At 37.1% G+C, this 21,675-nt stretch carries 22 protein-coding genes and 1 other RNA gene; 18 read left to right on the top strand and 5 right to left on the bottom strand.

Going from position 1 to position 21,675, the window contains the following annotated elements; all coding sequences use genetic code 11:
• Window positions 1–245: 245 nt before the first annotated feature.
• The 9 genes from metN (at window position 246) to V6256_RS09005 (ending at window position 8,425) form a co-directional block, all read left to right on the top strand.
• The gene (metN, locus tag V6256_RS09045; RefSeq protein WP_341597887.1) at window positions 246–1,280 is read left to right on the top strand and encodes a methionine ABC transporter ATP-binding protein MetN; all 1,035 of its coding nucleotides are present in this window, start codon (window positions 246–248) and stop codon (window positions 1,278–1,280) included.
• Window positions 1,270–1,956, top strand: a complete 687-nt coding sequence (locus V6256_RS09040; protein WP_341597886.1) for a methionine ABC transporter permease — start codon at window positions 1,270–1,272, stop codon at window positions 1,954–1,956. The genes metN and V6256_RS09040 overlap by 11 nt, the downstream gene beginning before the upstream one ends.
• Before the next feature lie 40 nt (window positions 1,957–1,996).
• The gene (locus tag V6256_RS09035; RefSeq protein ID WP_341597885.1) at window positions 1,997–2,827 is read left to right on the top strand and encodes a MetQ/NlpA family lipoprotein; all 831 of its coding nucleotides are present in this window, start codon (window positions 1,997–1,999) and stop codon (window positions 2,825–2,827) included.
• A gap of 309 nt (window positions 2,828–3,136) precedes the next feature.
• Complete coding sequence (locus V6256_RS09030) at window positions 3,137–4,096, top strand: ABC transporter substrate-binding protein (RefSeq protein WP_341597884.1); 960 nt, start codon at window positions 3,137–3,139, stop codon at window positions 4,094–4,096.
• A 13-nt stretch (window positions 4,097–4,109) separates the two neighbouring features.
• Window positions 4,110–5,015: an ABC transporter permease gene (locus tag V6256_RS09025; protein ID WP_341597883.1), complete on the top strand. Its 906-nt coding sequence runs from the start codon at window positions 4,110–4,112 to the stop codon at window positions 5,013–5,015.
• The gene (locus V6256_RS09020) at window positions 5,012–5,815 is read left to right on the top strand and encodes an ABC transporter ATP-binding protein (RefSeq protein WP_341597882.1); all 804 of its coding nucleotides are present in this window, start codon (window positions 5,012–5,014) and stop codon (window positions 5,813–5,815) included. The genes V6256_RS09025 and V6256_RS09020 overlap by 4 nt, the downstream gene beginning before the upstream one ends.
• A gap of 513 nt (window positions 5,816–6,328) precedes the next feature.
• Window positions 6,329–6,538 (top strand): hypothetical protein, encoded by a 210-nt coding sequence (locus V6256_RS09015; protein WP_341597881.1) that lies wholly within the window; start codon window positions 6,329–6,331, stop codon window positions 6,536–6,538.
• A gap of 115 nt (window positions 6,539–6,653) precedes the next feature.
• Window positions 6,654–7,385 (top strand): hypothetical protein, encoded by a 732-nt coding sequence (locus V6256_RS09010; protein ID WP_341597880.1) that lies wholly within the window; start codon window positions 6,654–6,656, stop codon window positions 7,383–7,385.
• Window positions 7,386–7,978: 593 nt separating this feature from the next.
• Complete coding sequence (locus tag V6256_RS09005; protein ID WP_341597879.1) at window positions 7,979–8,425, top strand: hypothetical protein; 447 nt, start codon at window positions 7,979–7,981, stop codon at window positions 8,423–8,425.
• Window positions 8,426–8,751: 326 nt separating this feature from the next.
• Here the strand turns inward: V6256_RS09005 and V6256_RS09000 are convergent, their stop codons facing one another.
• The 3 genes from V6256_RS09000 to V6256_RS08990 form a co-directional block, all read right to left on the bottom strand.
• Window positions 8,752–9,396 carry a 5-formyltetrahydrofolate cyclo-ligase gene (locus V6256_RS09000; protein ID WP_341597878.1) on the bottom strand — a complete coding sequence of 215 codons (645 nt, stop codon included), beginning with the start codon at window positions 9,394–9,396 and terminating at the stop codon, window positions 8,752–8,754.
• Window positions 9,397–9,473: 77 nt separating this feature from the next.
• Window positions 9,474–9,658: non-coding RNA, 6S RNA (gene ssrS / locus V6256_RS08995), on the bottom strand.
• Window positions 9,659–9,839: 181 nt separating this feature from the next.
• Window positions 9,840–10,148: a cell division protein ZapA gene (locus tag V6256_RS08990; protein ID WP_341597877.1), complete on the bottom strand. Its 309-nt coding sequence runs from the start codon at window positions 10,146–10,148 to the stop codon at window positions 9,840–9,842.
• Window positions 10,149–10,320: 172 nt separating this feature from the next.
• On the opposite strand from V6256_RS08990, the gene V6256_RS08985 reads away from it, so the two are divergent.
• From V6256_RS08985 to V6256_RS08960, 6 genes are all read left to right on the top strand, one after another.
• Window positions 10,321–10,890 carry a UPF0149 family protein gene (locus V6256_RS08985; RefSeq protein WP_341597876.1) on the top strand — a complete coding sequence of 190 codons (570 nt, stop codon included), beginning with the start codon at window positions 10,321–10,323 and terminating at the stop codon, window positions 10,888–10,890.
• Between the two features lie 10 nt (window positions 10,891–10,900).
• The gene (pepP, locus tag V6256_RS08980) at window positions 10,901–12,199 is read left to right on the top strand and encodes a Xaa-Pro aminopeptidase (RefSeq protein ID WP_341597875.1); all 1,299 of its coding nucleotides are present in this window, start codon (window positions 10,901–10,903) and stop codon (window positions 12,197–12,199) included.
• Entirely contained in the window at window positions 12,192–13,445 is a 1,254-nt protein-coding gene (gene ubiH / locus V6256_RS08975; RefSeq protein WP_341597874.1) for a 2-octaprenyl-6-methoxyphenyl hydroxylase, read from the top strand. The genes pepP and ubiH overlap by 8 nt, the downstream gene beginning before the upstream one ends.
• The gene (locus tag V6256_RS08970; protein WP_341597873.1) at window positions 13,442–14,659 is read left to right on the top strand and encodes an FAD-dependent monooxygenase; all 1,218 of its coding nucleotides are present in this window, start codon (window positions 13,442–13,444) and stop codon (window positions 14,657–14,659) included. The genes ubiH and V6256_RS08970 overlap by 4 nt, the downstream gene beginning before the upstream one ends.
• Before the next feature lie 155 nt (window positions 14,660–14,814).
• Window positions 14,815–16,011, top strand: coding sequence for an enoyl-ACP reductase FabV (fabV, locus tag V6256_RS08965; RefSeq protein WP_341597872.1), 1,197 nt, complete (start codon window positions 14,815–14,817; stop codon window positions 16,009–16,011).
• A gap of 290 nt (window positions 16,012–16,301) precedes the next feature.
• The gene (locus tag V6256_RS08960) at window positions 16,302–17,261 is read left to right on the top strand and encodes a KpsF/GutQ family sugar-phosphate isomerase (protein WP_341597871.1); all 960 of its coding nucleotides are present in this window, start codon (window positions 16,302–16,304) and stop codon (window positions 17,259–17,261) included.
• 109 nt (window positions 17,262–17,370) lie between these two features.
• Here V6256_RS08960 and V6256_RS08955 read toward each other — a convergent pair whose 3' ends face one another.
• Both V6256_RS08955 and rsmD read right to left on the bottom strand, forming a co-directional pair.
• Window positions 17,371–17,634: a DUF1145 domain-containing protein gene (locus tag V6256_RS08955; protein WP_341597870.1), complete on the bottom strand. Its 264-nt coding sequence runs from the start codon at window positions 17,632–17,634 to the stop codon at window positions 17,371–17,373.
• A 3-nt stretch (window positions 17,635–17,637) separates the two neighbouring features.
• Complete coding sequence (gene rsmD, locus V6256_RS08950; protein ID WP_341597869.1) at window positions 17,638–18,243, bottom strand: 16S rRNA (guanine(966)-N(2))-methyltransferase RsmD; 606 nt, start codon at window positions 18,241–18,243, stop codon at window positions 17,638–17,640.
• A gap of 97 nt (window positions 18,244–18,340) precedes the next feature.
• Here rsmD and ftsY point away from each other — a divergent pair, with 97 nt between their 5' ends.
• The 3 genes from ftsY to ftsX are packed head-to-tail and all read left to right on the top strand — an operon-like array spanning window position 18,341 to window position 21,635.
• A complete protein-coding gene (gene ftsY, locus V6256_RS08945) occupies window positions 18,341–19,954 on the top strand; it encodes a signal recognition particle-docking protein FtsY (RefSeq protein ID WP_341597868.1) in 1,614 nt (537 codons plus the stop codon).
• An 18-nt stretch (window positions 19,955–19,972) separates the two neighbouring features.
• Complete coding sequence (gene ftsE / locus V6256_RS08940; protein WP_341597867.1) at window positions 19,973–20,653, top strand: cell division ATP-binding protein FtsE; 681 nt, start codon at window positions 19,973–19,975, stop codon at window positions 20,651–20,653.
• The gene (ftsX, locus tag V6256_RS08935) at window positions 20,646–21,635 is read left to right on the top strand and encodes a permease-like cell division protein FtsX (RefSeq protein ID WP_341597866.1); all 990 of its coding nucleotides are present in this window, start codon (window positions 20,646–20,648) and stop codon (window positions 21,633–21,635) included. Before ftsE ends, ftsX begins: the two co-directional genes overlap by 8 nt.
• Window positions 21,636–21,675: the final 40 nt, after the last annotated feature.

The raw sequence follows: 21,675 nt of genomic DNA, 5'->3' as shown, positions 1-21,675 counted from the left end.
ATATTTATTTTATTTCTCATTTAATAAATGCAGGGAATGATTTAATGAAATTAAGTGTTGCTAAGCTATTTTCTGATGTTGTTTAAGAATTGGTAGCATTATTTATTCGTTGGAGATTAATATCTTTGATTTTACGTAATCATTAATTGATTTAGACGTCTAGATGGCTTAGACTGCGCTCGTAATTATGATTTAGGCTGTAAAATAAGCCTATCCATAACAGTCATTCAATTTCAGGAAATCTGATGATAGAAATAAAAAATGTTAATAAAGTGTTTTATCAAGGGAATAAGCCCATTAATGCACTTTCAGATATCAATTTAAGTATTGAGCAAGGCCGTATTTTTGGCGTTATTGGTTCATCAGGTGCTGGTAAAAGTACATTGATTCGTTGTGTTAATTTATTAGAGCGCCCCACTGATGGGGAAGTGCTATTAGATGGCGTTGATTTAACTAAGCTATCTGAGCAAGACTTGACTCAAACTCGCCGTAAGATTGGCATGATCTTTCAGCATTTTAATCTATTATCATCACGTACAGTATTTAATAATGTGGCGTTACCGTTAGAGCTTGCGGGTGTTAGTAAAAGTAAAATAAAGACTAAGGTTGAGGAGTTATTAGCATTAGTTGGATTGGCTGAAAAGCGTGATGTTTATCCTGCTAACTTAAGTGGCGGGCAAAAACAACGTGTTGCGATCGCCCGTGCTTTGGCATCTGACCCTAAAGTTTTATTGTGTGATGAAGCGACGAGTGCACTGGATCCTGCAACAACAATTTCGATTTTAGAATTACTTCGTAAAATTAATAAAGAGTTAAATTTAACTATTTTATTAATTACCCATGAAATGGCTGTTGTAAAAGGGATTTGTGAAGAGGTTGCTATCATTGGTGGTGGTCGATTAGTTGAAACAGGTTTAGTAGGGGATATTTTTGCCCATCCTAAAACTGAGCTTGCTCGTGACTTTATTCGTTCAACATTAGATCTTTCTATTCCTGCTGATTATGCTGAACGCTTACAAGCAGCACCTAGTGAAAATAGTTATCCGTTGATTCGACTTGAGTTTACAGGTGATTCTGTTGATACACCTGTGATTAGCCATGTTGCTAGAGAATTTAATATTGATATTAGTATTTTAAGCTCGAATATGGACTATGTCGGTGGAGTGAAATTTGGTTTGATGTTAGCAGAATTTATTGGCCCTAGTGAATGTGCAGATAGAGCTATTCAATATTTAAAAGAACAAAAAATAGAGTTAGAGGTGTTAGGTTATGTCTGTTAATACTGTGTTTACATGGTGGGCTGAGAATACTCGCCTAATTGAATTATTGGTGAGCTCTTTATGGGAAACACTGGTAATGGTATTTACCTCTGGTTTAATCGGCTTTGCTGTTGGTATTCCATTAGGTGTATTGTTACACCTTAGTAAGAAGAATGGCTTATTAGAAAACACTGCGCTTAATAAAATATTAGGTGTTGTCGTTAATATAGGGCGCTCTATTCCTTTTATTATCTTATTAGTAGCGTTAATTCCAGTTACTCGTTTTATCGTCGGGTCATCTATTGGTACGGCCGCTGCGATTGTACCATTAACAATTGGCGCAATTCCTTTCATCGCTCGCTTAGTTGAAGGTGCTTTATTAGAAGTCCCTGCGGGGTTAGTGGAAGCGGCTCAAGCAATGGGCGCGAAACCGATTCAGATAATTAAAAAAGTATTATTACCAGAAGCATTACCGGGCATTATCAATGCAGCAACCATCACTTTAGTGACGCTAGTAGGTTATTCTGCAATGGCTGGTACTGTTGGCGGTGGTGGTTTAGGCGATGTAGGTATTCGTTATGGATATCAGCGTTTTGACCCTGTGGTAATGATGATTACGATCGTTATTTTGGTGATTTTAGTACAGCTTATTCAGTCAATTGGTGATTACTTAGTTAAACGTGTTGATCATCGTTAAAAATTTCATTTTATTTATCAATTATTTATAGGAAGAAAATATGAATTTTAATCTTAAAAAAGTATTAACTGTTGTTGGCTTAGCCTCAACTGTCGCATTAGCTGGGTGTGGTGAAAAAGAAGCACCTGTTGTTGAAAATGAAGCGCCAAATAATACCCTTACTGTAGGTGTTATCGCAGGTGCTGAAGCACAAGTTGCAGAAGTGGCTGCAAAAATTGCAAAAGAAAAATACGACCTTGATGTCGAGTTAGTGATTTTTTCTGATTACATCACACCTAATGCTGCATTAGACGAAGGCTCTGTTGATGCGAATGCATTCCAACATAAACCATACCTAGATCAGCAAGTCGCTGACCGTGGTTATAAATTTGCTATTGCAGGTAACACTTTTGTTTACCCAATTGCTGGTTATTCAAGTAAAATTAAATCACTGGATGAGCTAAAAGAAGGTGATAAAATTGCAGTACCAAGTGATCCAACTAACTTAGGTCGCTCTCTAATCTTGTTAGAGAAACAAGGGCTATTAACACTTAAAGAAGGTGTTGGTTTACAAGCGACTGTATTAGATATCGTAAGCAGTGAGAAAAACTTAAATATTATTGAATTAGAAGCGGCACAATTACCACGTTCATTAGATGATGTGAGCCTTGCTATTATCAATACAACTTATGCAAGCTCTATCAACTTATCTCCAGAAAAAGACGGTTTATTTGTTGAAGATAAAGAATCACCATACGTTAACTTAGTGGTTGCGCGTGAAGATAATGTTCAGTCTGAAGCTGTACAAAACTTTATCAAAGCATATCAAACAGATGAAGTTTACCAAGCAGCATTAGAAATCTTTAATGGTGGTGTTGTTAAAGGTTGGTAATTCCTTTTTCATAATATAATGCGTATTACATAAAGGTATTAAACATTGTTTAATACCTTTTTTTATACATTTTAAAAACATACCATGCCCGCAATTACTTAATCTTTTATTACCCACCTTCGTTATAAAGTTTATAATTATGCAGAGATTTTGAGCTATTTTTATTTTAATTATTAATGTGCTTTAATTTTTCGTACAAATTACTATTAGAGACTTGTATTATTAAGGTTAACTGGTACGGTTCAAAATAGGCTAACACTACTTTATACAGTTTGTTCCCATTATTATGCTTTCCTAAAGGACTAAAAAATGAAGCTAAATTCAATTCTTAAGAGTACTCTTCTTGCCGCTGCTGTCATTTCTGGCAGTATTCAAGCAAAACCTGTTTATGTTGCAACGACTGCTATTGTTGAACACCCTGCTTTAGATGCTGTTCGTGACGGTGTTAAAGAAGTGTTAGAAGAAAATGGTTATAGCGGCGATGATTTAAAATTCACTTATGAAAGTGCTCAAGGCCAGCCAGCTATTGCCGCACAAATCGCTCGTAAATTAGTTGGTGATCAACCTGATGTGATTGTGGCTATTGCGACACCTTCAGCGCAAGCTGCTGTAAGTGTAAGTAAAAATATTCCAGTTGTATTCTCTGCTGTTACCGACCCTATTGGCGCTAAATTAGTACCGACATTAGCGCAACCTGGTGGTAATGTGACAGGTTTATCGGATATGGTTAATGTGAAGCAACATCTGGCTTTAATTAAAGAATTTATTCCTGATTTAAAAGCAGTTGGTGTGCCATATAATCCAGGTGAAGCGAATTCAGTATCAAGTGTTGCTGCTTTAAAAGAAGCGGCATCTGAAATGGGTATTGAAATAGTTGAAGCGGCTGCGCCTAAATCTTCAGATGTTATGGTTGCAACTAAGCAATTAGTGGGCAAGGTACAAGCTATCTACTGCCCAATCGATAACACTATTATTAGTGCTGCAGAATCAGTTATTAAGGTAGGTATCGATGCACAAATACCAGTGTTTGCTGGTGATACCGATACTGTTGCTCGTGGTGCTGTTGCCGCTGTTGGTTATAACTACTTTGACCTAGGTCGTCAAACTGGTGAGCTTGTAGTGAGTATTTTAAACGGTGAAAACGCAGGTAATATCGATGTCAAAATGGCTGAAGGTACTGACTTGTTCGTTAATCCTAAAATGGCTGCACGTATGGGTGTAGAAGTTCCAACAACAGTACTTGATCGTGCTACTCAAATTATTAAATAAGAAGTTTATATAAATGTCACTTTTTTCTTTTATGGGTACCTTAGAACTAGGCTTGATTTATGGCCTAGTTGCTATCGGTGTTTACCTAACTTTTCGTATCTTAGATTTTCCAGACCTTACCGTTGACGGTAGCTTTACACTTGGAGCTGCTGTAACAGCAACGCTCATTGTAATGGGTGTTAACGTTTTCTTAGCTACGCTAATCGGTACTTTAGCTGCCGCTTGTGCAGGGTTAGTAACGGCATGGTTGAATTTACGTTTTAATATCTTGCATCTACTGGCCAGTATTTTAACCATGACTGCACTTTATACGATAAATCTTCGTGTGATGGGTAAACCGAATGTGGCACTTATCATGGAGCCAACTATTTTAACGCCATTCGAAGGCCTATTTGGCTTACCTGATATGTATATGCGCGTTATATTTGTCGCAGTGTGTGCTGTTGTTGGTGGTTTGTTGGTTGCTTGGTTCTTACGCACTCAATACGGTCTGGCAATGCGTGCTGTTGGTTCAAATAAACGTATGGCACAAGCCAATGGTATTGTTGTAAAACAAAAGGTTTACGCTGGGCTAGCTTTGTCTAATGGCTTAGTGGGTTTAGCCGGCGCTTTATTTGCTCAAACCAACGGTTTTGCTGATTCAACCATGGGGATTGGTACGATCGTTGTTGGTTTAGCTGCTGTGATTATTGGCCAGTCTTTATTTGCAAGCCGTTCTATGTATGTGATTGTTTTAAGCTGCATTGTCGGTTCTGTATTATACCGTTTAGCGGTTTCTTTAGCGCTTAATGCTGATTTTATTGGTTTTAGTGCATCGGATTTAAACTTGATCACGGCAGTACTAGTTGCCTTGGCATTGATCTTTCCTAAACTGCGTAATGAATGGAAAGCAAAACAAGCAGCGAGGAATGAAGCATGATTAGTTGTGAAGGGCTACACGTTACCTTTAACCGAGGTTTACCAACAGAGAAACTAGCAATACGTGGTATTGATTTAACTATCCCAATGGGTGAGTTTGTGACTGTTATCGGCTCTAACGGGGCAGGTAAATCGACTTTACTCAATACCATTGCTGGTGACATTAAAAGCACTAAAGGTAAAATTCTTTTTGGTGATAGAGATGTGACTAAATTACCTGCAACAGGAAGAACAGCTGATATTGCCCGTGTTTTTCAAGACCCATTAGCCGGCACTTGTGGTGATTTGACCGTTGAAGAAAATATGGCGCTTGCCTATGGCCGTGGACAGCGAGGAAGACTCTCTTCTGCGTTGAACAGTAAAATGCGTAATATCTTTCGTGAGCAGTTAAGCCGTTTGAATCTTGGGCTTGAAAACCGTCTTGAAAGCCAAATGGGACTATTATCAGGGGGACAGCGTCAATCGGTTAGTTTGTTGATGTCTGCACTGCAACCTAGCTCGATTTTACTACTTGATGAGCATACGGCTGCACTTGACCCTAAGACGGCTGCTTTGATTATGGATATTACTTCACAAATTATTACAGAGAAGCAATTAACCGTGATGATGGTGACTCATTCAATGCGTCAAGCCTTGGATCATGGTTCGCGTACAATCATGTTGCATGAAGGTAAAATCATCTTTGATTTATCAGGGACAGAACGTGCCGGGTATGAAGTTAAAGATTTACTTAACTTATTCGCTCAGGCTAAAAATGACGGTGAAGAGTTAGATGATGATAAGTTATTGTTAGGCGCTTAAAGTCTGACATCTGATTTCATCTTAAAAAGAGCCGAGAGGCTCTTTAGACTAAAACTAAAGTGTATATTTAGGTGAATGGTTACAAATAATATTATCTGATTGTTACACCAAATAAAACCTACTTTTGAGTGGGTTTTTTTATATCTATAATTTCTAACACCCTTTCTTATTGTCTGGTGGATATAATCAAATTTAAAATATCTATCATTTAGTGCAGAACCTTCTGAGCATAATACATACGACTTAAATGTAAGTGCATAGGTTTTGCAAAATATCTAAGGCTTCATTGGCTTTACTGGGTGATTTAGGCTTTAGTTTGTTTGGTATTTTGCCTTAAAAACCTTTATAACTGAGTATCTGCTTATAACATGAATGAAATAACCTATCAAAAGGCGTAATTGATTTGTACGTCCTCTCAAAAAACAAAAGTAACCCAAAATGGCGGTTATTTTATTAACCTGTTATATTTATATTACTATTTAATTTTAAAGTTTTTACTAAAAGAGTTAGTCAATGAAAATTAATAATTTAGGTTTATTTAGTGATGCATTAGGAAATGAGTATGAAGTTCTAGAACAGGTAACACAAATAACAAACAAACCGAATTCTAAACCTTTCGATGGTTTCAAAGCTTATGAAACTACTTGTGGAATCCCTGTAAATGTTAGAAAAGATGGCGCCTTTGTTACTTGGGAAGATATTGTTTTACACCCTGTAAATTGATGGGAAAGTATTTGGTTTATTGCGTTTAAAGCAATCACTAAACCAATGTATTAAGGCAGTTACGGGAAACACCTTTGGTTTGCTCGTTACTCAGGAAAAATAGTGGAGTATGTGTATGGCAATTATTGAAAAAAGAGAAGATGAAATAAAGATAAAATTATATCTAGACTCTAAGGAGGCTTATAAACATATGATTCATGCTTTTCATATAGCAGATCTTAGAGTTACATCGGAAGATGAGCATAACTTTAGTGCGATTGCTGAAAGCTCTAAGTTAAAGTCTTTAGTTAAGAACTCATATGGCGAGGTCGTAACTTTTATTATTAAAGAAACAGAAAGTAATAATTATTGTTTCGTTACTTTATCTTCAAAAGGAAAGTCACCTTTAGGTGGTTATTCACATAAGTCTATATTTACAAATATAGAAAACACCCTAAAAAGAGAGCTTGGTGCTGATATGGTTGAGCTAACTTTGCAGGATGTAGGTTCTTATATCGAAGAAGAAACTTTATTTGAAATTTTAATTGAAAATATAGATAGGCAAACCATTAGAAAGTTAGCAGAAAAAAACTCTGGGGAATTACAAGACATCGTAAATGCAGGCGGTAATGTTTATCAAGTATCTTTAGAGCAGCAAGATAAATTAACTGACTTTGCAGAGAGGTTAAGTGAAAAAGACGCTGCTAAGTTTTTAACTATATATAATGAAGAGTTAGGCGCCTGTTCAAATAAAAGGGTCGATGATCTAAATATAGAACTACAAACTGAACAACAAAACAATCAAGCTGTGGGAATGGTTATAAGTATTATTTTTATTATAGGGATAATGTTTTTTATCTTTAGGTAAACCTTGTGTTTACATCTAAGAATAACTTAGTGGCAAAGTTTAATAATATTCGTTAGTTATTCTTTCTTGTTAAGGTACCTAAGCAGGGGTATATTCTTCTTTGTGAAGTGAAAGTATATCTTTTAGCTGTTATATATAAGATACTTTACGAGCAGTTCTTCTTTTGCAACATATTTTCATTTACTTTTAAAGTTTCGGGGTCACCAACTCCGATTGTCGCTTGGTAAGCGGCTAAAGGGCGCTCCGTGGTACGGACAGGTATCTCCGTGAGTTTCTGTAAAGGCGTCTGTTGAGCAATCTCCCATACTAGTTAGGGGGAGCTCAACCGCATTGCACTGCGGTATATAAAAAACGAATCTTTAACGATTCAACCGGTTGAGTCTTTTAAGTGGGTTTATACCATGAAAATTTCTCTTAACCTTGAAGTTAAAATTGATTTAGCGGAAGTCATAACAGCCTTTACAGGTTTGTGTTTTACTATTGCAAATATCATTTCTTACTTCTTTTAAAAGTCCGAAGTGGCTGGCGGCAGTCACCACTTCGGCATCTACATATATAAATTGGCAAATAAAGTGCTAATGCTGGGAGTTTCAATGGGTATATTAAACAAACTATTTGGACGAGCTAATCCATCTTTGAATAAATCAGATGGTAGGGTAAAAACTTCTGGTGAGCGAATAACTGAATTGACAGGCGGTGCAAATTTAGTTGATGGAAAGCAGACTTGGGAGTTAGCTCAGGATAAAAAAGATGATATCGAATGTATGAAAAGATGTTGTCAAGCCGAGCTGGATACAATGGAAAAGGCAGATGAGGTACCCGCTCCATTTTATTTTGAAAGAGTGGCGATTCTTTCAAAAAAGCTTAAGGATTATGAGCAAGAGGTTTTTTATTGCGAGCTCTATATAAATACTGTTAATAAATTTTATGTTAAACATGGGACAAGTAAATACGCTGATGTTAGAAAAGGTCCTACATACAAAGCAATTACAAAAAGGTTGCCAAAAGCTAAAGCGATGCTTGTAAAAATAAGCCCTTAGGGTGAATGGTAATTGTTTTTTATAACTAGGTCTAGCTATTTAAATAATAAGCTTCTTTGTAGTTTCCCTTCCTTCTATTTGTCAGGTTATTAATTAATATTGAGCTCTTGCTTAGTAAAATTAAGTTGTAAGTATATATAACTTTATGTGCTACCGAGGTTGGTCGGTAATTAATTATTAAACATTTACAGTTCGCCTTCAAAGGTTTTTAGTACTCATTGAGTATGGCCGTCACCCCATATAGATTAAATAAGGTGAAAATACCGAGAGGCTCTTTTTTGTTTTTAGAGAATGTGAACACAAGGCAAGATTAGTTAGTACCTAAGTTATATTAATAGGGCGTTATTATTCTGGGTAAAGTGAAAATGTTGTTGAGGAGTGATCACTTCTGGTAAAGGGACATCCCAGGCTTGAGTCGCTAAACTATCAACATATTGGCAGTCATGTGCAAACCCGATAGGGTAGGGACCTACTTGCTCAGTAAACCAAGGAGTTAATAATCGGTCATAGTAACCGCCACCCATTCCCATCCGATTACCATACTGATCAAAAGCCACCAGCGGGGTTAAAATAACATCTAAGTCATTACTACCACAACTATTCAAATAACCTGTCCCTGACTGTGTTTTGATTAATGCAGGCTCTTCAATTCCATAGCTGTTTTTGATGATTTCAGTGGTCTCTTTGTATGCCAAAAATAATAGTTTACCTTTTTTATCAGGATCGATGACAGGCACATAAATACTTTTTTGTTGCTGCCAACACCAATCAATAAATGGCATGAGATCCAGTTCACCATCATAAGCTAACGTCAACGAGAGTGATTTTGCTTGTAAAATTTTAGGGTGTTTAATTAAACGTGAAAGCACTTTATCTGTGGCTTGTTGCTGCTGTTGTGCTGATAGATTATTTCGTTTTGTACGAATTTCTTGGCGAAGTTTTTTTTGTTCTAATGCAATGTCGTTAGGCATTATATTATCCAATTTCCAGTGAGGTGAAATACTGATTAATAGGTGACATAAAAAGGAGAGAGGTTGTATGAAAGAATAGATAACCCAAGGATACCGCTATTGACTGTGACCTTGAACCCGAAGGTCAAGGTTGGTGTATCAATGTCTACCGCAGGTTTCTCGATACAAGTCGAGTTTACACAAAAGTATCCAAAACAATTCACCAGGGTAATGCTTATCGGCTCAGGGACTTAGTCAAGATTAACGTGTACCCGAGGGTTGAATAAACTGTACCTATATTTTTCACGATTTAAAAGGTTTTTGATCAAAAAAATGGATATTTCTTTGCGTATGTAGAATTTTTAAACACAATACTAATTACTGTTCATCAAGCCAGTTAAGTCGAATAATTAGTATTGTTGATAGGTATGATTTTCTGGGAATTGAATTAAAAATTTTATCCGTTATTTTTTATTTGGGTCTACCTTGGTATTCGTTAAAGCCCCATTGATCGCATCTTGTAATTGCTGAATGCGTTTATTGAGTTTATCAGTCTGTGCTTTATTTTCTTCTTGTATGGTGTTTAATTGGTGACGATAGTTTAAAGCAGCCATTGCCACTAATTGTTCACTACGTAGCGAACGAGTGCTATTGCGCATCTCTTGTAAGTGTTCATTAACTTGTTCTACTGTGTTTAATAAGCTTTGTTGCTCATTTTCAGGGCAGCTTATTTTATATTGCTGGCCTAAAATTGTGATGTCTAGCTGTGCCATAATGCCCCCGTTAGTCTTGCTGATATAAGGGAGTCAATGCATTCCCTAAAATAAATCTATTACCATCCGCGAACTATATCGACCTAGCTATCAACTTTCAAGTACTTACTGGCGACGAGATCTTCTGGATGATAGAATAACTGCTCTATTTTAGCTTATTAAGAGTATCGAAATGAATTCTTCTGTTTTACCTAATTTTGATAAGATATCGCAAGCCCTTGAAGCGGCTGATTTATTCACGAACGCTGCAGAAACTCACGGTGTGTTATCAGGCTTTGTTTGTGGTGGTATCAAACTTGAAGATAATAGTTGGCAGCCTTTATTTAATGATGTCGTCAATGAGGGAATGGGATTGCCACATTCCGTAAAAAACTTAATCTCAGAAATCTACTCCGATGTCGTTAAACAATGCTCTGATGATGGATTGGGGTTTAATCTACTATTACCTGACGATGAAAAGCCTTTAGATGAGCGTGCAGAAGCGATGGCACAATGGTCTCAAGGTTTTTTAGTTGGTTTTGGCATGGTACAACAATCATTGAATCAAGCGCCTGATGACGTTCAAGAGGTGATAAGAGATATTCGAGATATTTCCCAATTATCGTTAGACTTTGAACAGGAAGATGAAGAGTCTGAAATTGCTTTCTCTGAAATTGTTGAATACCTTCGTGTCAGCGCGATGCTGTGTTTTAATCATTTCTCTCGCCATATCTCATCTACTGTTTCTAATACTTTGCATTAATCGAGGCTACATGACTGAATTTATACAACGCAGAAAAACATTTTTTGATAGCATGCTTGATAATAGTATGGCTATTTTCACCTCTAACCAAGAGTTTACTCGTAGTAAAGACACTGAATTCCGTTTTCGACAAAATAGTGACTTTTATTACCTATCTGGTTTTAAAGAACCTGAAGCTTGTTTGTTGTTAATCAAAAAAAATAACCAAACATCTACGGTATTATTTAATCGTAAAAAAGATAAACATGCAGAAATTTGGCATGGTTACCGTTTAGGTCAAGAAGCCGCATTAACCGACTTGGCAGTAGATAGCGCATTTGCGATTGATGATTTTGAACAAAAACTAGGTGAGTTATTGGTTGATGTTGATTGCATTTACTACCCGGTTTTAAGTGGTGAAACAACTGACCAACCATTACAAAATGTATTAAATAACTTACGCAGTAAAACGCGAAGTGGCTTGATTAAAACAAATCAATTTTTAGACTGGCAGCCGCAAGTTCATGAAATGCGTATGTTTAAAAGTGAAGCAGAAAAACAGCTAATGCGAAAAGCAGGTGAAATCTCTGCACTTGGACACCTGCGTGCAATGCAAAAATGTAAGCCAGGTATGTTTGAGTTTCAACTACAACTTGAAGTTGAATATGAATTTGCTAAGCAAGGTACACGAGATATTGCATATAACAGTATTGTTGCTGGTGGCAATAATGCATGTATCTTACATTACACTGAAAACGATCAAATACTCCAAGATGGTGACTTAGTCTTAATCGATGCAGGCGCCGAATATCAAGGTTATGCAGGTGATATTACGCGTACTTTCCCGGTTAATGGGCGCTTTTCAAAAGAACAAGCGATTATTTACCAGCTTGTATTAGACTGTCAGTTATTCGCTATTGATCAAGTTAAAGCGGGCATTAGCATGTTGGAAATTAACAAGTTAATGGTTGTAAAAATGACTCAAGGCTTACTTGATTTAGGTATTTTAAAAGGTGACTTAGAAACCTTGATTGAAAATGATGCACACAGAGACTTTTATATGCATGGTTTAGGGCATCCATTAGGGCTTGATGTGCATGATGTTGGTGATGTCGGTACTGTCGCAAACCCTCGTCCTTTACAAGCGGGCATGGCAATTACCATTGAACCCGGAATCTATATTAGTAAAGATGCTGACGTAGAAGCACGTTGGAAAGGAATTGGTATTCGTATTGAAGATGATTTAATAGTCACTGAATCAGGCTGTGAAATCATGACTAGCGCGGTACCAAAAACAATTCAAGAAATTGAAGCATTAATGCATGGTTAATTTAAAACAAAAAGACTGTCTTAATACAGCATCAAATGAGACCTCTTACGATCTTGTGATCATTGGTGCTGGGATGTCTGGGAGTTTACTAGCACTAACTTTATTAAAGAAAAATGCACAATTAAATATCCTATTAGTTGATGAAAATGCGAAAAGAGATGACCCCATTAAGCATTTTCATCCTAGTTTTGATGCGCGTTGTATTGCATTAAATGCGGGTTCCGTTGATATCTTAAATGACCTTTCTTTATGGCCTGATATTCAACCTGATGCGCAATCTATTAAGCAGATACAAGTTTCCGATAAAGGGTACTTTAATTCATTAACCTTAGCACCTGAGATTAAAGGTGATGCGTTTGGCTATGTCGTCGAATTAAGACGTGTTGGTAAGGTACTTGCAGAAGCTTTATCACAGTATCCTTCATTAACCACCTTGTACCAAGTGAAGTTAGAGGCAATTGAACAGTCCATTGACGCTGTTAAGTGTACTTTAAGCAATGGTGAACAGGTTGAAGCGAAATTGTGCATTGGCGCTGATGGTAGTAAAAGTCAGGTTAGGCAGTTGGCGAATATAAAAAGCAGTTGTGACGATTATCAACGCAGTGCCATTATTTGTAATATACAAAGTGCTAGTTGCCATCAAGATATTGCCTATGAACGATTTACACAAAGTGGACCCATTGCATTATTACCTTTAACAGATAACCGTTTTTCATTAGTTTATTGTGTTGAGGGTGACGAGGCAGATGCCATTGCAAATCTGTCCGATGCTGACTTTTTAATGCATTTACAGCAACGATTTGGTTATCGAGCAGGTATCTTCACGACAACTGGGAAACGTGATATTTATCCATTAAGTTTATTAAAAACAAGTAGGCCTATCGCTCACCGAGTAGTATGTATTGGTAATGCCGCACATAGTTTACATCCTGTGGCTGGACAAGGCTTTAACTTAGGGTTGCGTGATGTCTGTGTATTAGCAAAAGTGATTGCTGAGAGTGATCTAAATAATATCGGCTCATTTTCAATGTTGAATAAGTATTGGATGTACCGCGAGAAAGATCATAATCAAAGCATTTTCATGACCGATAGCTTAGTGCGTATTTTTAGTAATCGAGATCCTCTTTTGAGTTTCCCTCGTAACTTATCATTACAAGCAATGAGCTTATTTCCTTGTTTATCGATGCCTATTATTGAACAAGCCAAAGGGCAGTTTGATCTGTTTAGAAAAGAGAGTTTATCATGATGCAGTCTTTTGATGTCACCATTATTGGTGGGGGAATGGTAGGTTTAGCATTAGCAAGAAGTTTGAAAGAAAGTTCGTTATCGGTAGCTGTGATTGAAACCAATGAAACGCCTGATTTGTCTGAACAACCTGAAAACCGAGTTAGCGCAATTAGCTTTGCGAGCAAGACTTTACTGGAAAATTTAGACGCTTGGCCACTGTTGAAAACACAACGCATCACGCCTTACCATAGTATGCAAGTATGGGAAAAAGATAGCTTTGGTAAAATAGCATTCGATGCAAAACAAGTTAACCAATCAGACCTCGGTTATATTGTTGAAAATAGAAATTTGCAGCATGCATTATTACAAGCGGTAGAAGCACAGGATAATGTCACTTTTTTCTGTCCTGATGCATTACAAAATATGGCGATTGGTGACGGTGAGGCTTGGTTAACATTAGCCAGTGGACAACAAATCACTTCAAAGCTTATTGTTGCTGCAGATGGTGCAAATTCAGGAGTAAGAAAGCAACTTAATATTCCATTAACACAATGGGATTATGAGCATCATGCAATAGTTGCGACAGTGAAAACTGTTGAACCACATCAATCCTGTGCACGACAAATTTTTACTGGCGAAGGGCCGCTGGCTTTTTTACCTTTATATGAAGCTAATACAAGTTCTATTGTTTGGTCTGTTTCTCCGGAGAAAGCACAGTTATTGTTAGCATTAGACGATCAAGCATTTAATCAACAGTTAAGTCGTACATTTGATAATAAATTAGGCTTATGTGAAGTTCAGGGGAAGCGTCAGAGTATTCCGCTTAAAATGCGTTATGCAAGAGATTTTGCTGTGCATCGAGTTGCTTTAATTGGTGATGCAGCGCATACCATACACCCGCTTGCTGGCCAGGGAGTTAATTTAGGTTTATTAGATGCAGCCTGTTTAGCACAAGAGATCTTAAAGCATGCAGGGTTAGGTAAAGATATTGGCTTATATAAGAGTTTACGTCATTTTGAACGTTGGCGAAAAACAGAAGCAACGCAAATGATTGCCTCAATGGAGTTGTTAAAACAATTATTTAATGGTGAAAATCCTGTACAAAAAGCATTAAGGGACGTTGCGCTTTTAATGGCTGATAATATTAGCCCTTTGAAAAAGCAGTTTATAAAACAGGCGATGGGGTTAAATGGCGAGAAGCCTGATCTATGCTTAGCAGTACCAAATAACTAATAAATTAGCGATAATGGCTAAAAAGCTAGGCCTGTTTTTGGCATTTTCTGCGAGAACAGGTATATTAGCGATAATTTTACTTACTCCTTTGATTAATCTAATACAAATTAATGTCAATAATCAAAGGTTTTTAAATACCACAAGAGCGAAATAATATGATCATTAAACCAAAGATTCGTGGCTTTATTTGTACGACTACACACCCAACGGGTTGTGAAAAAAACATTCAAGCACAAATTGAATACACTAAAGAGCAAGGCAAAATTGAAAAAGGCCCTAAACGTGTATTAGTGATTGGTTCTTCAGCTGGTTACGGCATGTCATCACGTATTGCTGCAGCATACGGTAGTGACGCATCAACAATTGGTGTTTTCTTTGAAAAACCAGCAACAGATCGTAAACCAGGTTCTGCAGGTTGGTACAACAGTGCTGCTTTTGATAAGCAAGCAAAAGCAGATGGCCTTTACGCTAAAAGCGTTAACGGTGATGCATTCTCTAATGAAACAAAACAACTTGTTATCGATACGATCAAAGCTGACTTAGGTCAAATTGATGCAGTTATCTACTCAGTTGCTGCGCCAGTTCGTAAACTACCTGACACAGGTGAAGTTGTACGTTCAAGCCTTAAACCGATTGGTGAAACTTACACATCAACAGCTATCGATACTAACAAAGATACTATTATCGAAGCGTCTGTAGAGCCTGCAACTGAAGAAGAGATTGCTAATACTGTTACCGTAATGGGTGGACAAGATTGGGAACTTTGGATGAATGCATTAGCTGAAGCGGGTGTACTAGCTGAAGGCGTTAAAACCGTTGCTTACTCATACATTGGTACTGAAATTACATGGCCAATTTATTGGGATGGCGCATTAGGTAAAGCAAAAATCGATTTAGATCGTGCTTCTACTGCTATCCAAGCACAACTTGACTCTTTAGGTGGTGAAGCTTACGTATCAGTACAGAAGAGTGTTGTAACACAAGCAAGTGCTGCGATTCCTGTTATGCCTTTATACCTATCAATGGTATTTAGAATCATGAAAGAGAAAGGTTTACATGAAGGTTGTATGGAACAGATTCACCGTCTATTCACAACACAACTATTCAAAGCTGATGGCTCTGCACCAACAACAGATGAAGCACGTCGCTTACGTCTTGATGATTGGGAGCTTCGTGATGAAGTTCAACAAGCTTGTGCAGAATTATGGCCACAAATTACAACAGAAAATCTGTTTGAATTAACTGATTACCAAGAATACAAAGATGAGTTTTTACAACTATTTGGTTTTGGTGTTGATGGCGTTGATTACGAAGCTGATGTTGATACATTAGTAGAGTTTGATTGTCTATAAGCGATTAATTATTAATCCTTGAATCTTAAAATGCCCACTACATGTGGGCATTTTTATTTAATCAATAAAATAAGAAGCGCATATTAAGTCGCTATCAATTTAATAAAAATATCAGTATTAACGCATATTTCTGCACATTTTCACGCTTATTTTAGGTTGCAACTTGATGATAACTAATTAAACTTATGCTATTAATTTCTAGTGATATGTCGATTATTTGTCTGCTCTATCCTAGAACACAGTAATTTAAGCCAATATCTATCCCTTTCCTATCATATAAAGGAAGTATCATGTCTCGTTTTTCACTGTCTGAAGATCAATTATTAAAAGAAGTTCAAACTGTATTTGAAATTCAAAGCTCGGCGATTGCCACCCATGGAAAAAATGCTGGTGAACCTTATTTGCAAGCATTAGCGTTAATGAAAAATTGTACAGGGCGTATTATTGTTTGTGGTATGGGGAAGTCAGGACACATTGGTACTAAAATAGCCGCAACCTTGGCATCTGTTGGAACGCCATCATTTTTTATGCACCCGGGTGAAGCTTTTCATGGTGACCTAGGAATGGTGACTAAAGAAGATGTTCTATTACTGATCTCTTATAGTGGTGAAACCGACGAATTATTGAAAATTATTCCTTCATTACAACACTTTGGAAATAAAATCATTTCCATTACAGGTGGCAAAAACTCTACATTAGCAAAACATTCTGATGTGGTATTAGATGCGAGTGTTGAAAAAGAAACTTGTCCAAATAACTTAGCACCTAGTACATCAACTACATTAACCTTGGTGATTGGTGATGCTCTAGCGAATACATTAACGCTAGAAAAAGACTTTAGCCCAATGGACTTTGCTCGTTTTCATCCAGGAGGAAGTTTAGGGAAAAGACTACTAACCTTCGTTCGTGATGAAATGCGCAGCGATAATTTACCAGTTGTAACGGCTGAAACGTCAGTCACTGATGCATTAATGGTCATGACTGAAACGCGTACAGGCCTCGCATTAGTATTGAAAGATGGTGAGCTACAAGGTGTTATTACCGATGGTGATGTACGTCGATTCCTGATTGCCGGTGAAAGTATTGTTGACAGCAAAGCCGCTGACTTAATGAATGCAACGCCTCGTTTAATTTCAGCTTCTGCACGTTTAACGGAAGCGGAAGAATTGATGCGCGAAAAACATATCAAATGGCTAGTCGTCAGTGAAGATGGTAAAAAAGTGGATGGTATTATCGAGTGGGGACAATAAACTGGTTCTTTAACTTTATTTTAGTACTTTAACTTTATTTTAGTATAAGTTTCAGGATTTGAATGGATGAGAAGTCATTATCTCATCCATTTTATGTTAGAAGCTATATTTAACTTAAACGTTCTTTTATTTGCCACATTTTAAACACACCAAAAAAGAATAGTTCAACCCCTTCTTTTTTTGTTAATTTTAACTTCTCAGCAAAAGCACCATACACAACAAGCACTTGAATGGCGTGCATAATCACTAGAAATGCTAATAAGAAATAAAAGGCCATCGCCGCTTTACCTGGGAAAGGAAAAAACAAGTTAGCGATCAGTGATACCCAAATAATAAGCATTAAGCATTTTGCAAAATTGATAAAATATTTCATGGTTTAACCTCGTTTAAATAATTGGTAACAAACTTGCCCGGCTGTTTTTTCTTTTAACAGTTGCCAGTCATCGGGGATTTGTAATGCTGTTAATGTATTTTCTACCTCTACATAAATTAAACTGTGGTCTGCTAAGTAGCCTTGAGATACCAAGTTATTAATACAAGGTTGGGCTAATCCCAAATTAAATGGGGGATCTATAAAGACAATATCGAATTGCTGTTTTGCTTTTTGAGAGAGAAATTGTATCGAGTCTACTTGGCAAACCGTAGCATGCTCAACCTTTAGCAAATCTAAGTTGGTTTGTAATTGTTGTGCGACTTGTTTATCTAATTCTAAAAATAAGCATGATTTGCTATAACGAGATAATGCTTCAAACCCTAAACTGCCACTGCCACTAAAACAATCCAAGCAATTTGCATCGCGGATATCATGCATTAACCAATTAAATAGGGTCTCTTTAGTTCTGTCTGTTGTTGGGCGTAAACCTTGTTTATTTTTAACTGGTAGCTTTTTACCGCGCCATTGTCCTGAAATTAAGCGAATAAATCCATCACTTGAGTTCTTTTTATGCCTCTCTTGGGTTGAAGAACGTTGATTTTTGCGCATAATATTTTTAGTCCTGCCATCAATAGTGTTAATATAAACAATTCATAAGCCGGCTATTTTAGCAGGCTAAACAGCTTGTTAGTAAGGTTTTTAATTAATGTCAAAAAAGAAAGGGTTGTTTTCGTGGTTTTCTAAAAAGCCAGCAAAGAAAACTGAACAAGAAGAGCAAGAAATTTTAGCTCAAGAAAAAGCAATTGCAGACGAAAAAGCTGCTCAGGCTGAAGCAGAACTGCAAGCTAAAGAAGCAGCTGAATTAGCTGCAAAACAGCAAGCGGAATTGGAAGCCAAAGAAGCTGCAGAGCTAGCTGCGAAGCAGAAAGCGGAACAGGAAGCCAAAGAAGCTGCAGAATTAGCTGCGAAGCAGAAAGCGGAACAGGAAGCTAAAGAAGCTGCAGAGCTAGCTGCGAAGCAGAAAGCGGAACAGGAAGCTAAAGAAGCCGCGGAATTAGCTGCAAAGCAGAAAGCAGAACAGGAAGCCAAAGAAGCTGCAGAATTAGCTGCGAAGCAGAAAGCAGAACAGGAAGCCAAAGAAGCTGCAGAATTAGCTGCGAAGCAGCAAGCTGAATTGGAAGCTAAAGAAGCAGAATTAGCGGCCAAAGAGAAAGCGGAAGCAGATGCTAAAATAGCAGCGAGAAATGCTTATCAAGAAGCCCAAAGAAATGCTGAATTAGCTCGTCAACAAATTGAGCAAGAGCTAGCGGTAGAGGCTGTTGAAGAAGTTGAAGCTGAAGCGGTTGATATATCATCAGATTCTTCAAAAGAAGACTCAAAAGAAGAACAAAAACTGGGTTTCTTTGCACGCTTTGCACAGGGGTTGAAAAAAACCCGACTCAGTATTGGCAGTGGTTTATTATCTTTATTTAAAGGTAAGAAAATTGATGACGAATTATTTGAGGAGCTCGAAGAGCAATTAATCATTGCCGATATTGGTGTAGAAACAACTCTACGTATCATCGATAATTTAACGGATCATGCTGATAGAAAACAGTTAAAAGACGCCGAAGCATTATATGAGTTACTTAAAAAAGACTTATCGGATATTTTAGACGAAGTTGAACGGCCATTAGTGATTGATGAAACCAAAAAACCTTATGTTATTTTGATGGTTGGTGTAAATGGTGTTGGTAAAACTACGACTATTGGTAAATTGGCTAAAAAATATCAAAGTGAAGGTAAATCAGTGATGTTAGCAGCGGGTGATACCTTCCGTGCAGCAGCCGTTGAACAATTACAAGTATGGGGTGAACGTAATGATATCCCTGTTATTGCTCAACAAACCGGTGCAGATAGTGCCTCAGTATTATTTGATGCGATGGATGCAGCACAAGCTCGTGGAATTGATGTGTTAATTGCTGATACTGCCGGACGTTTACAAAACAAAGATAATTTGATGACCGAATTATCAAAAATTGTTCGCATTATGCGTAAGAAAGATATTACAGCACCGCATGAAATCATGTTAACCATTGATGCGGGTACAGGACAAAATGCAATTAGCCAAGTTAAAATATTCAATGAAGCAGTTGGTTTAACAGGCCTTACCTTTACTAAGTTAGACGGGACTGCAAAAGGCGGAATTATTTTCTCGATTGCAGATCAGTTTAAACTACCAATTCGTTATATCGGTGTTGGTGAAGGAATCGATGATTTAAGAGAGTTTAATTCGAAAGAATTTATTGATGCGCTTTTCACTAAAGAAGAAGATGCTTAATTAAGGTATAACCCAATCATGATATTATTTGAACAAGTCAGTAAGGTTTATTCTGATCAGCATGTTGCATTAGATAAGGTCGATTTTCACCTGAAAAAAGGTGAAATGGCATTTTTAACTGGGCCTTCTGGCGCTGGTAAGAGTACTTTATTGAAGCTAATCAGTTTAATGGATCGTCCCACTTCAGGACGTATTGTCCTAAATGGAAATAATATCAGTAACTTAAAAGGGAATGATATTCCTTATTTAAGAAGACATATTGGCATGATCTTTCAAGATCACCGTCTATTAATGAATAGAACCGTGCTTGAAAATGTCGGTCTGCCATTGCTGATTGAAGGTTATAATCGTCATGAAATTAAGCGCCGCAGTTTAGCGGCCCTTGCTAAAGTGGGTTTAAATGGGAAAGAAAATAGCTTCCCCATTCATTTATCCGGCGGTGAACAACAGCGCGTTGGTATTGCTAGAGCCATTATTAATCATCCTCCCTTATTAATAGCTGATGAGCCAACAGGTAATTTAGACCCTAAGTTATCTTTAGAGATTTTAAATTTATTTGAATCACTGAATAAGCTAGGTATATCAGTACTTATTGCCACCCATGACTTGGGGTTGGTTGCCAAAATGCGATACCGTACTTTAACCTTACGTGAAGGCAATATGATTAACGATGGCCTATTAAGGAAGCGTAATGCGTAAAAAAACGGATATCAGGAAAAAACCATCAGCTTCGACTAAAATTAACAAAGTGTCATTTTTAGGAAGAGCAAATGCAACGATCAGCCAACATTTTCAGCAGTTTGTTAATAGCTTTTTTGAATTATGGAAAACCCCATTTGCCACATTAATGACTATTCTTGTATTAGGTGTTGCCTTGTCACTACCGACTATCTTTCATGTCACCTATAAAAATGTAGAGCGAATTAGCGGGCAATGGGATAGTGCTTCGGAAATAAGTCTTTTTCTTAAGAAGGATATTCCCCAAGAACGAGTGCAAGTACTTATCAATAAACTGGGGTTATATAAAGAAATAGAAACAGTTACTTACATTTCTAGTCACCAAGCCTTGCAAGAATTTAAAGAGTTATCTGGGTTTTCAAAGGCTTTAGATCATTTAGATAAAAATCCATTACCTTCAGTGCTTGTTGTGGTGCCTACAAAATCAGCAATGAACACTGTCGGTACTAAGTTTTTAGTTGCTAAATTAGAGCGTGAGCAAGATATCGACTTGGTACGTGTCGACCTTGATTGGATTGAAAAGTTACAGGCTATTTTTTACTTAATCGTTGATGTAGTGGTGGGGATTGCAACATTGTTACTTTTATCTGTGTTGTTAATTGTGAGTAATACGATTCGACTCAATATTCTTAATCAACGCGATGAGATTGAAGTAATGAAGTTAGTCGGGGCTACAAATAGCTTTATTCAATTACCTTATATATATATTGGGGCTTGGTATGGTTTTTTAGGTGGCGTTATTGCCTGGCTGTTCTCCTTAATATTAATATTTTGGTTAGAATCGGGCGTTGATAACCTTACTGGTTTGTACCAAACTAAATTTGAAATTATCTCGTTAAGTTTTAATGGTGCTCTGGTTTTATTTGCTACAAGTGCGCTATTAGGCGTAATTGCTTCGTTAATTTCTGTGAAACAATACCTGGTCAAAATAGAACCAAGTTAATTAGCCTTTTATCAAAAAAATTAAAAAAGAGATCAGCTTG

The sequence above is a fragment of the Psychromonas aquatilis genome (genome assembly GCF_038155185.1).
GTDB classification, from domain to species: domain Bacteria; phylum Pseudomonadota; class Gammaproteobacteria; order Enterobacterales; family Psychromonadaceae; genus Psychromonas; species Psychromonas aquatilis.
The sequence above is the reverse complement of the archived record's forward strand: the minus strand, read 5'-3'. Positions and strand labels throughout refer to the sequence as shown.

Coding starts and splice junctions, on each gene's coding strand:
- V6256_RS09015 (WP_341597881.1), top strand. CDS start 6,329: ATGAAAATTAATAATTTAGGTTTATTTAGTGATGCATTAGGAAATGAG.
- V6256_RS08955 (WP_341597870.1), bottom strand. CDS start 17,634: ATGAAATATTTTATCAATTTTGCAAAATGCTTAATGCTTATTATTTGG.
- fabV (WP_341597872.1), top strand. CDS start 14,815: ATGATCATTAAACCAAAGATTCGTGGCTTTATTTGTACGACTACACAC.
- V6256_RS08970 (WP_341597873.1), top strand. CDS start 13,442: ATGATGCAGTCTTTTGATGTCACCATTATTGGTGGGGGAATGGTAGGT.
- V6256_RS09000 (WP_341597878.1), bottom strand. CDS start 9,396: ATGCCTAACGACATTGCATTAGAACAAAAAAAACTTCGCCAAGAAATT.
- V6256_RS08985 (WP_341597876.1), top strand. CDS start 10,321: ATGAATTCTTCTGTTTTACCTAATTTTGATAAGATATCGCAAGCCCTT.
- V6256_RS09005 (WP_341597879.1), top strand. CDS start 7,979: ATGGGTATATTAAACAAACTATTTGGACGAGCTAATCCATCTTTGAAT.
- V6256_RS08990 (WP_341597877.1), bottom strand. CDS start 10,148: ATGGCACAGCTAGACATCACAATTTTAGGCCAGCAATATAAAATAAGC.
- V6256_RS08960 (WP_341597871.1), top strand. CDS start 16,302: ATGTCTCGTTTTTCACTGTCTGAAGATCAATTATTAAAAGAAGTTCAA.
- pepP (WP_341597875.1), top strand. CDS start 10,901: ATGACTGAATTTATACAACGCAGAAAAACATTTTTTGATAGCATGCTT.
- V6256_RS09030 (WP_341597884.1), top strand. CDS start 3,137: ATGAAGCTAAATTCAATTCTTAAGAGTACTCTTCTTGCCGCTGCTGTC.
- V6256_RS09035 (WP_341597885.1), top strand. CDS start 1,997: ATGAATTTTAATCTTAAAAAAGTATTAACTGTTGTTGGCTTAGCCTCA.
- V6256_RS09025 (WP_341597883.1), top strand. CDS start 4,110: ATGTCACTTTTTTCTTTTATGGGTACCTTAGAACTAGGCTTGATTTAT.
- metN (WP_341597887.1), top strand. CDS start 246: ATGATAGAAATAAAAAATGTTAATAAAGTGTTTTATCAAGGGAATAAG.
- V6256_RS09010 (WP_341597880.1), top strand. CDS start 6,654: ATGGCAATTATTGAAAAAAGAGAAGATGAAATAAAGATAAAATTATAT.
- ftsE (WP_341597867.1), top strand. CDS start 19,973: ATGATATTATTTGAACAAGTCAGTAAGGTTTATTCTGATCAGCATGTT.
- V6256_RS09040 (WP_341597886.1), top strand. CDS start 1,270: ATGTCTGTTAATACTGTGTTTACATGGTGGGCTGAGAATACTCGCCTA.
- ubiH (WP_341597874.1), top strand. CDS start 12,192: ATGGTTAATTTAAAACAAAAAGACTGTCTTAATACAGCATCAAATGAG.
- rsmD (WP_341597869.1), bottom strand. CDS start 18,243: ATGCGCAAAAATCAACGTTCTTCAACCCAAGAGAGGCATAAAAAGAAC.
- ftsY (WP_341597868.1), top strand. CDS start 18,341: ATGTCAAAAAAGAAAGGGTTGTTTTCGTGGTTTTCTAAAAAGCCAGCA.
- ftsX (WP_341597866.1), top strand. CDS start 20,646: ATGCGTAAAAAAACGGATATCAGGAAAAAACCATCAGCTTCGACTAAA.
- V6256_RS09020 (WP_341597882.1), top strand. CDS start 5,012: ATGATTAGTTGTGAAGGGCTACACGTTACCTTTAACCGAGGTTTACCA.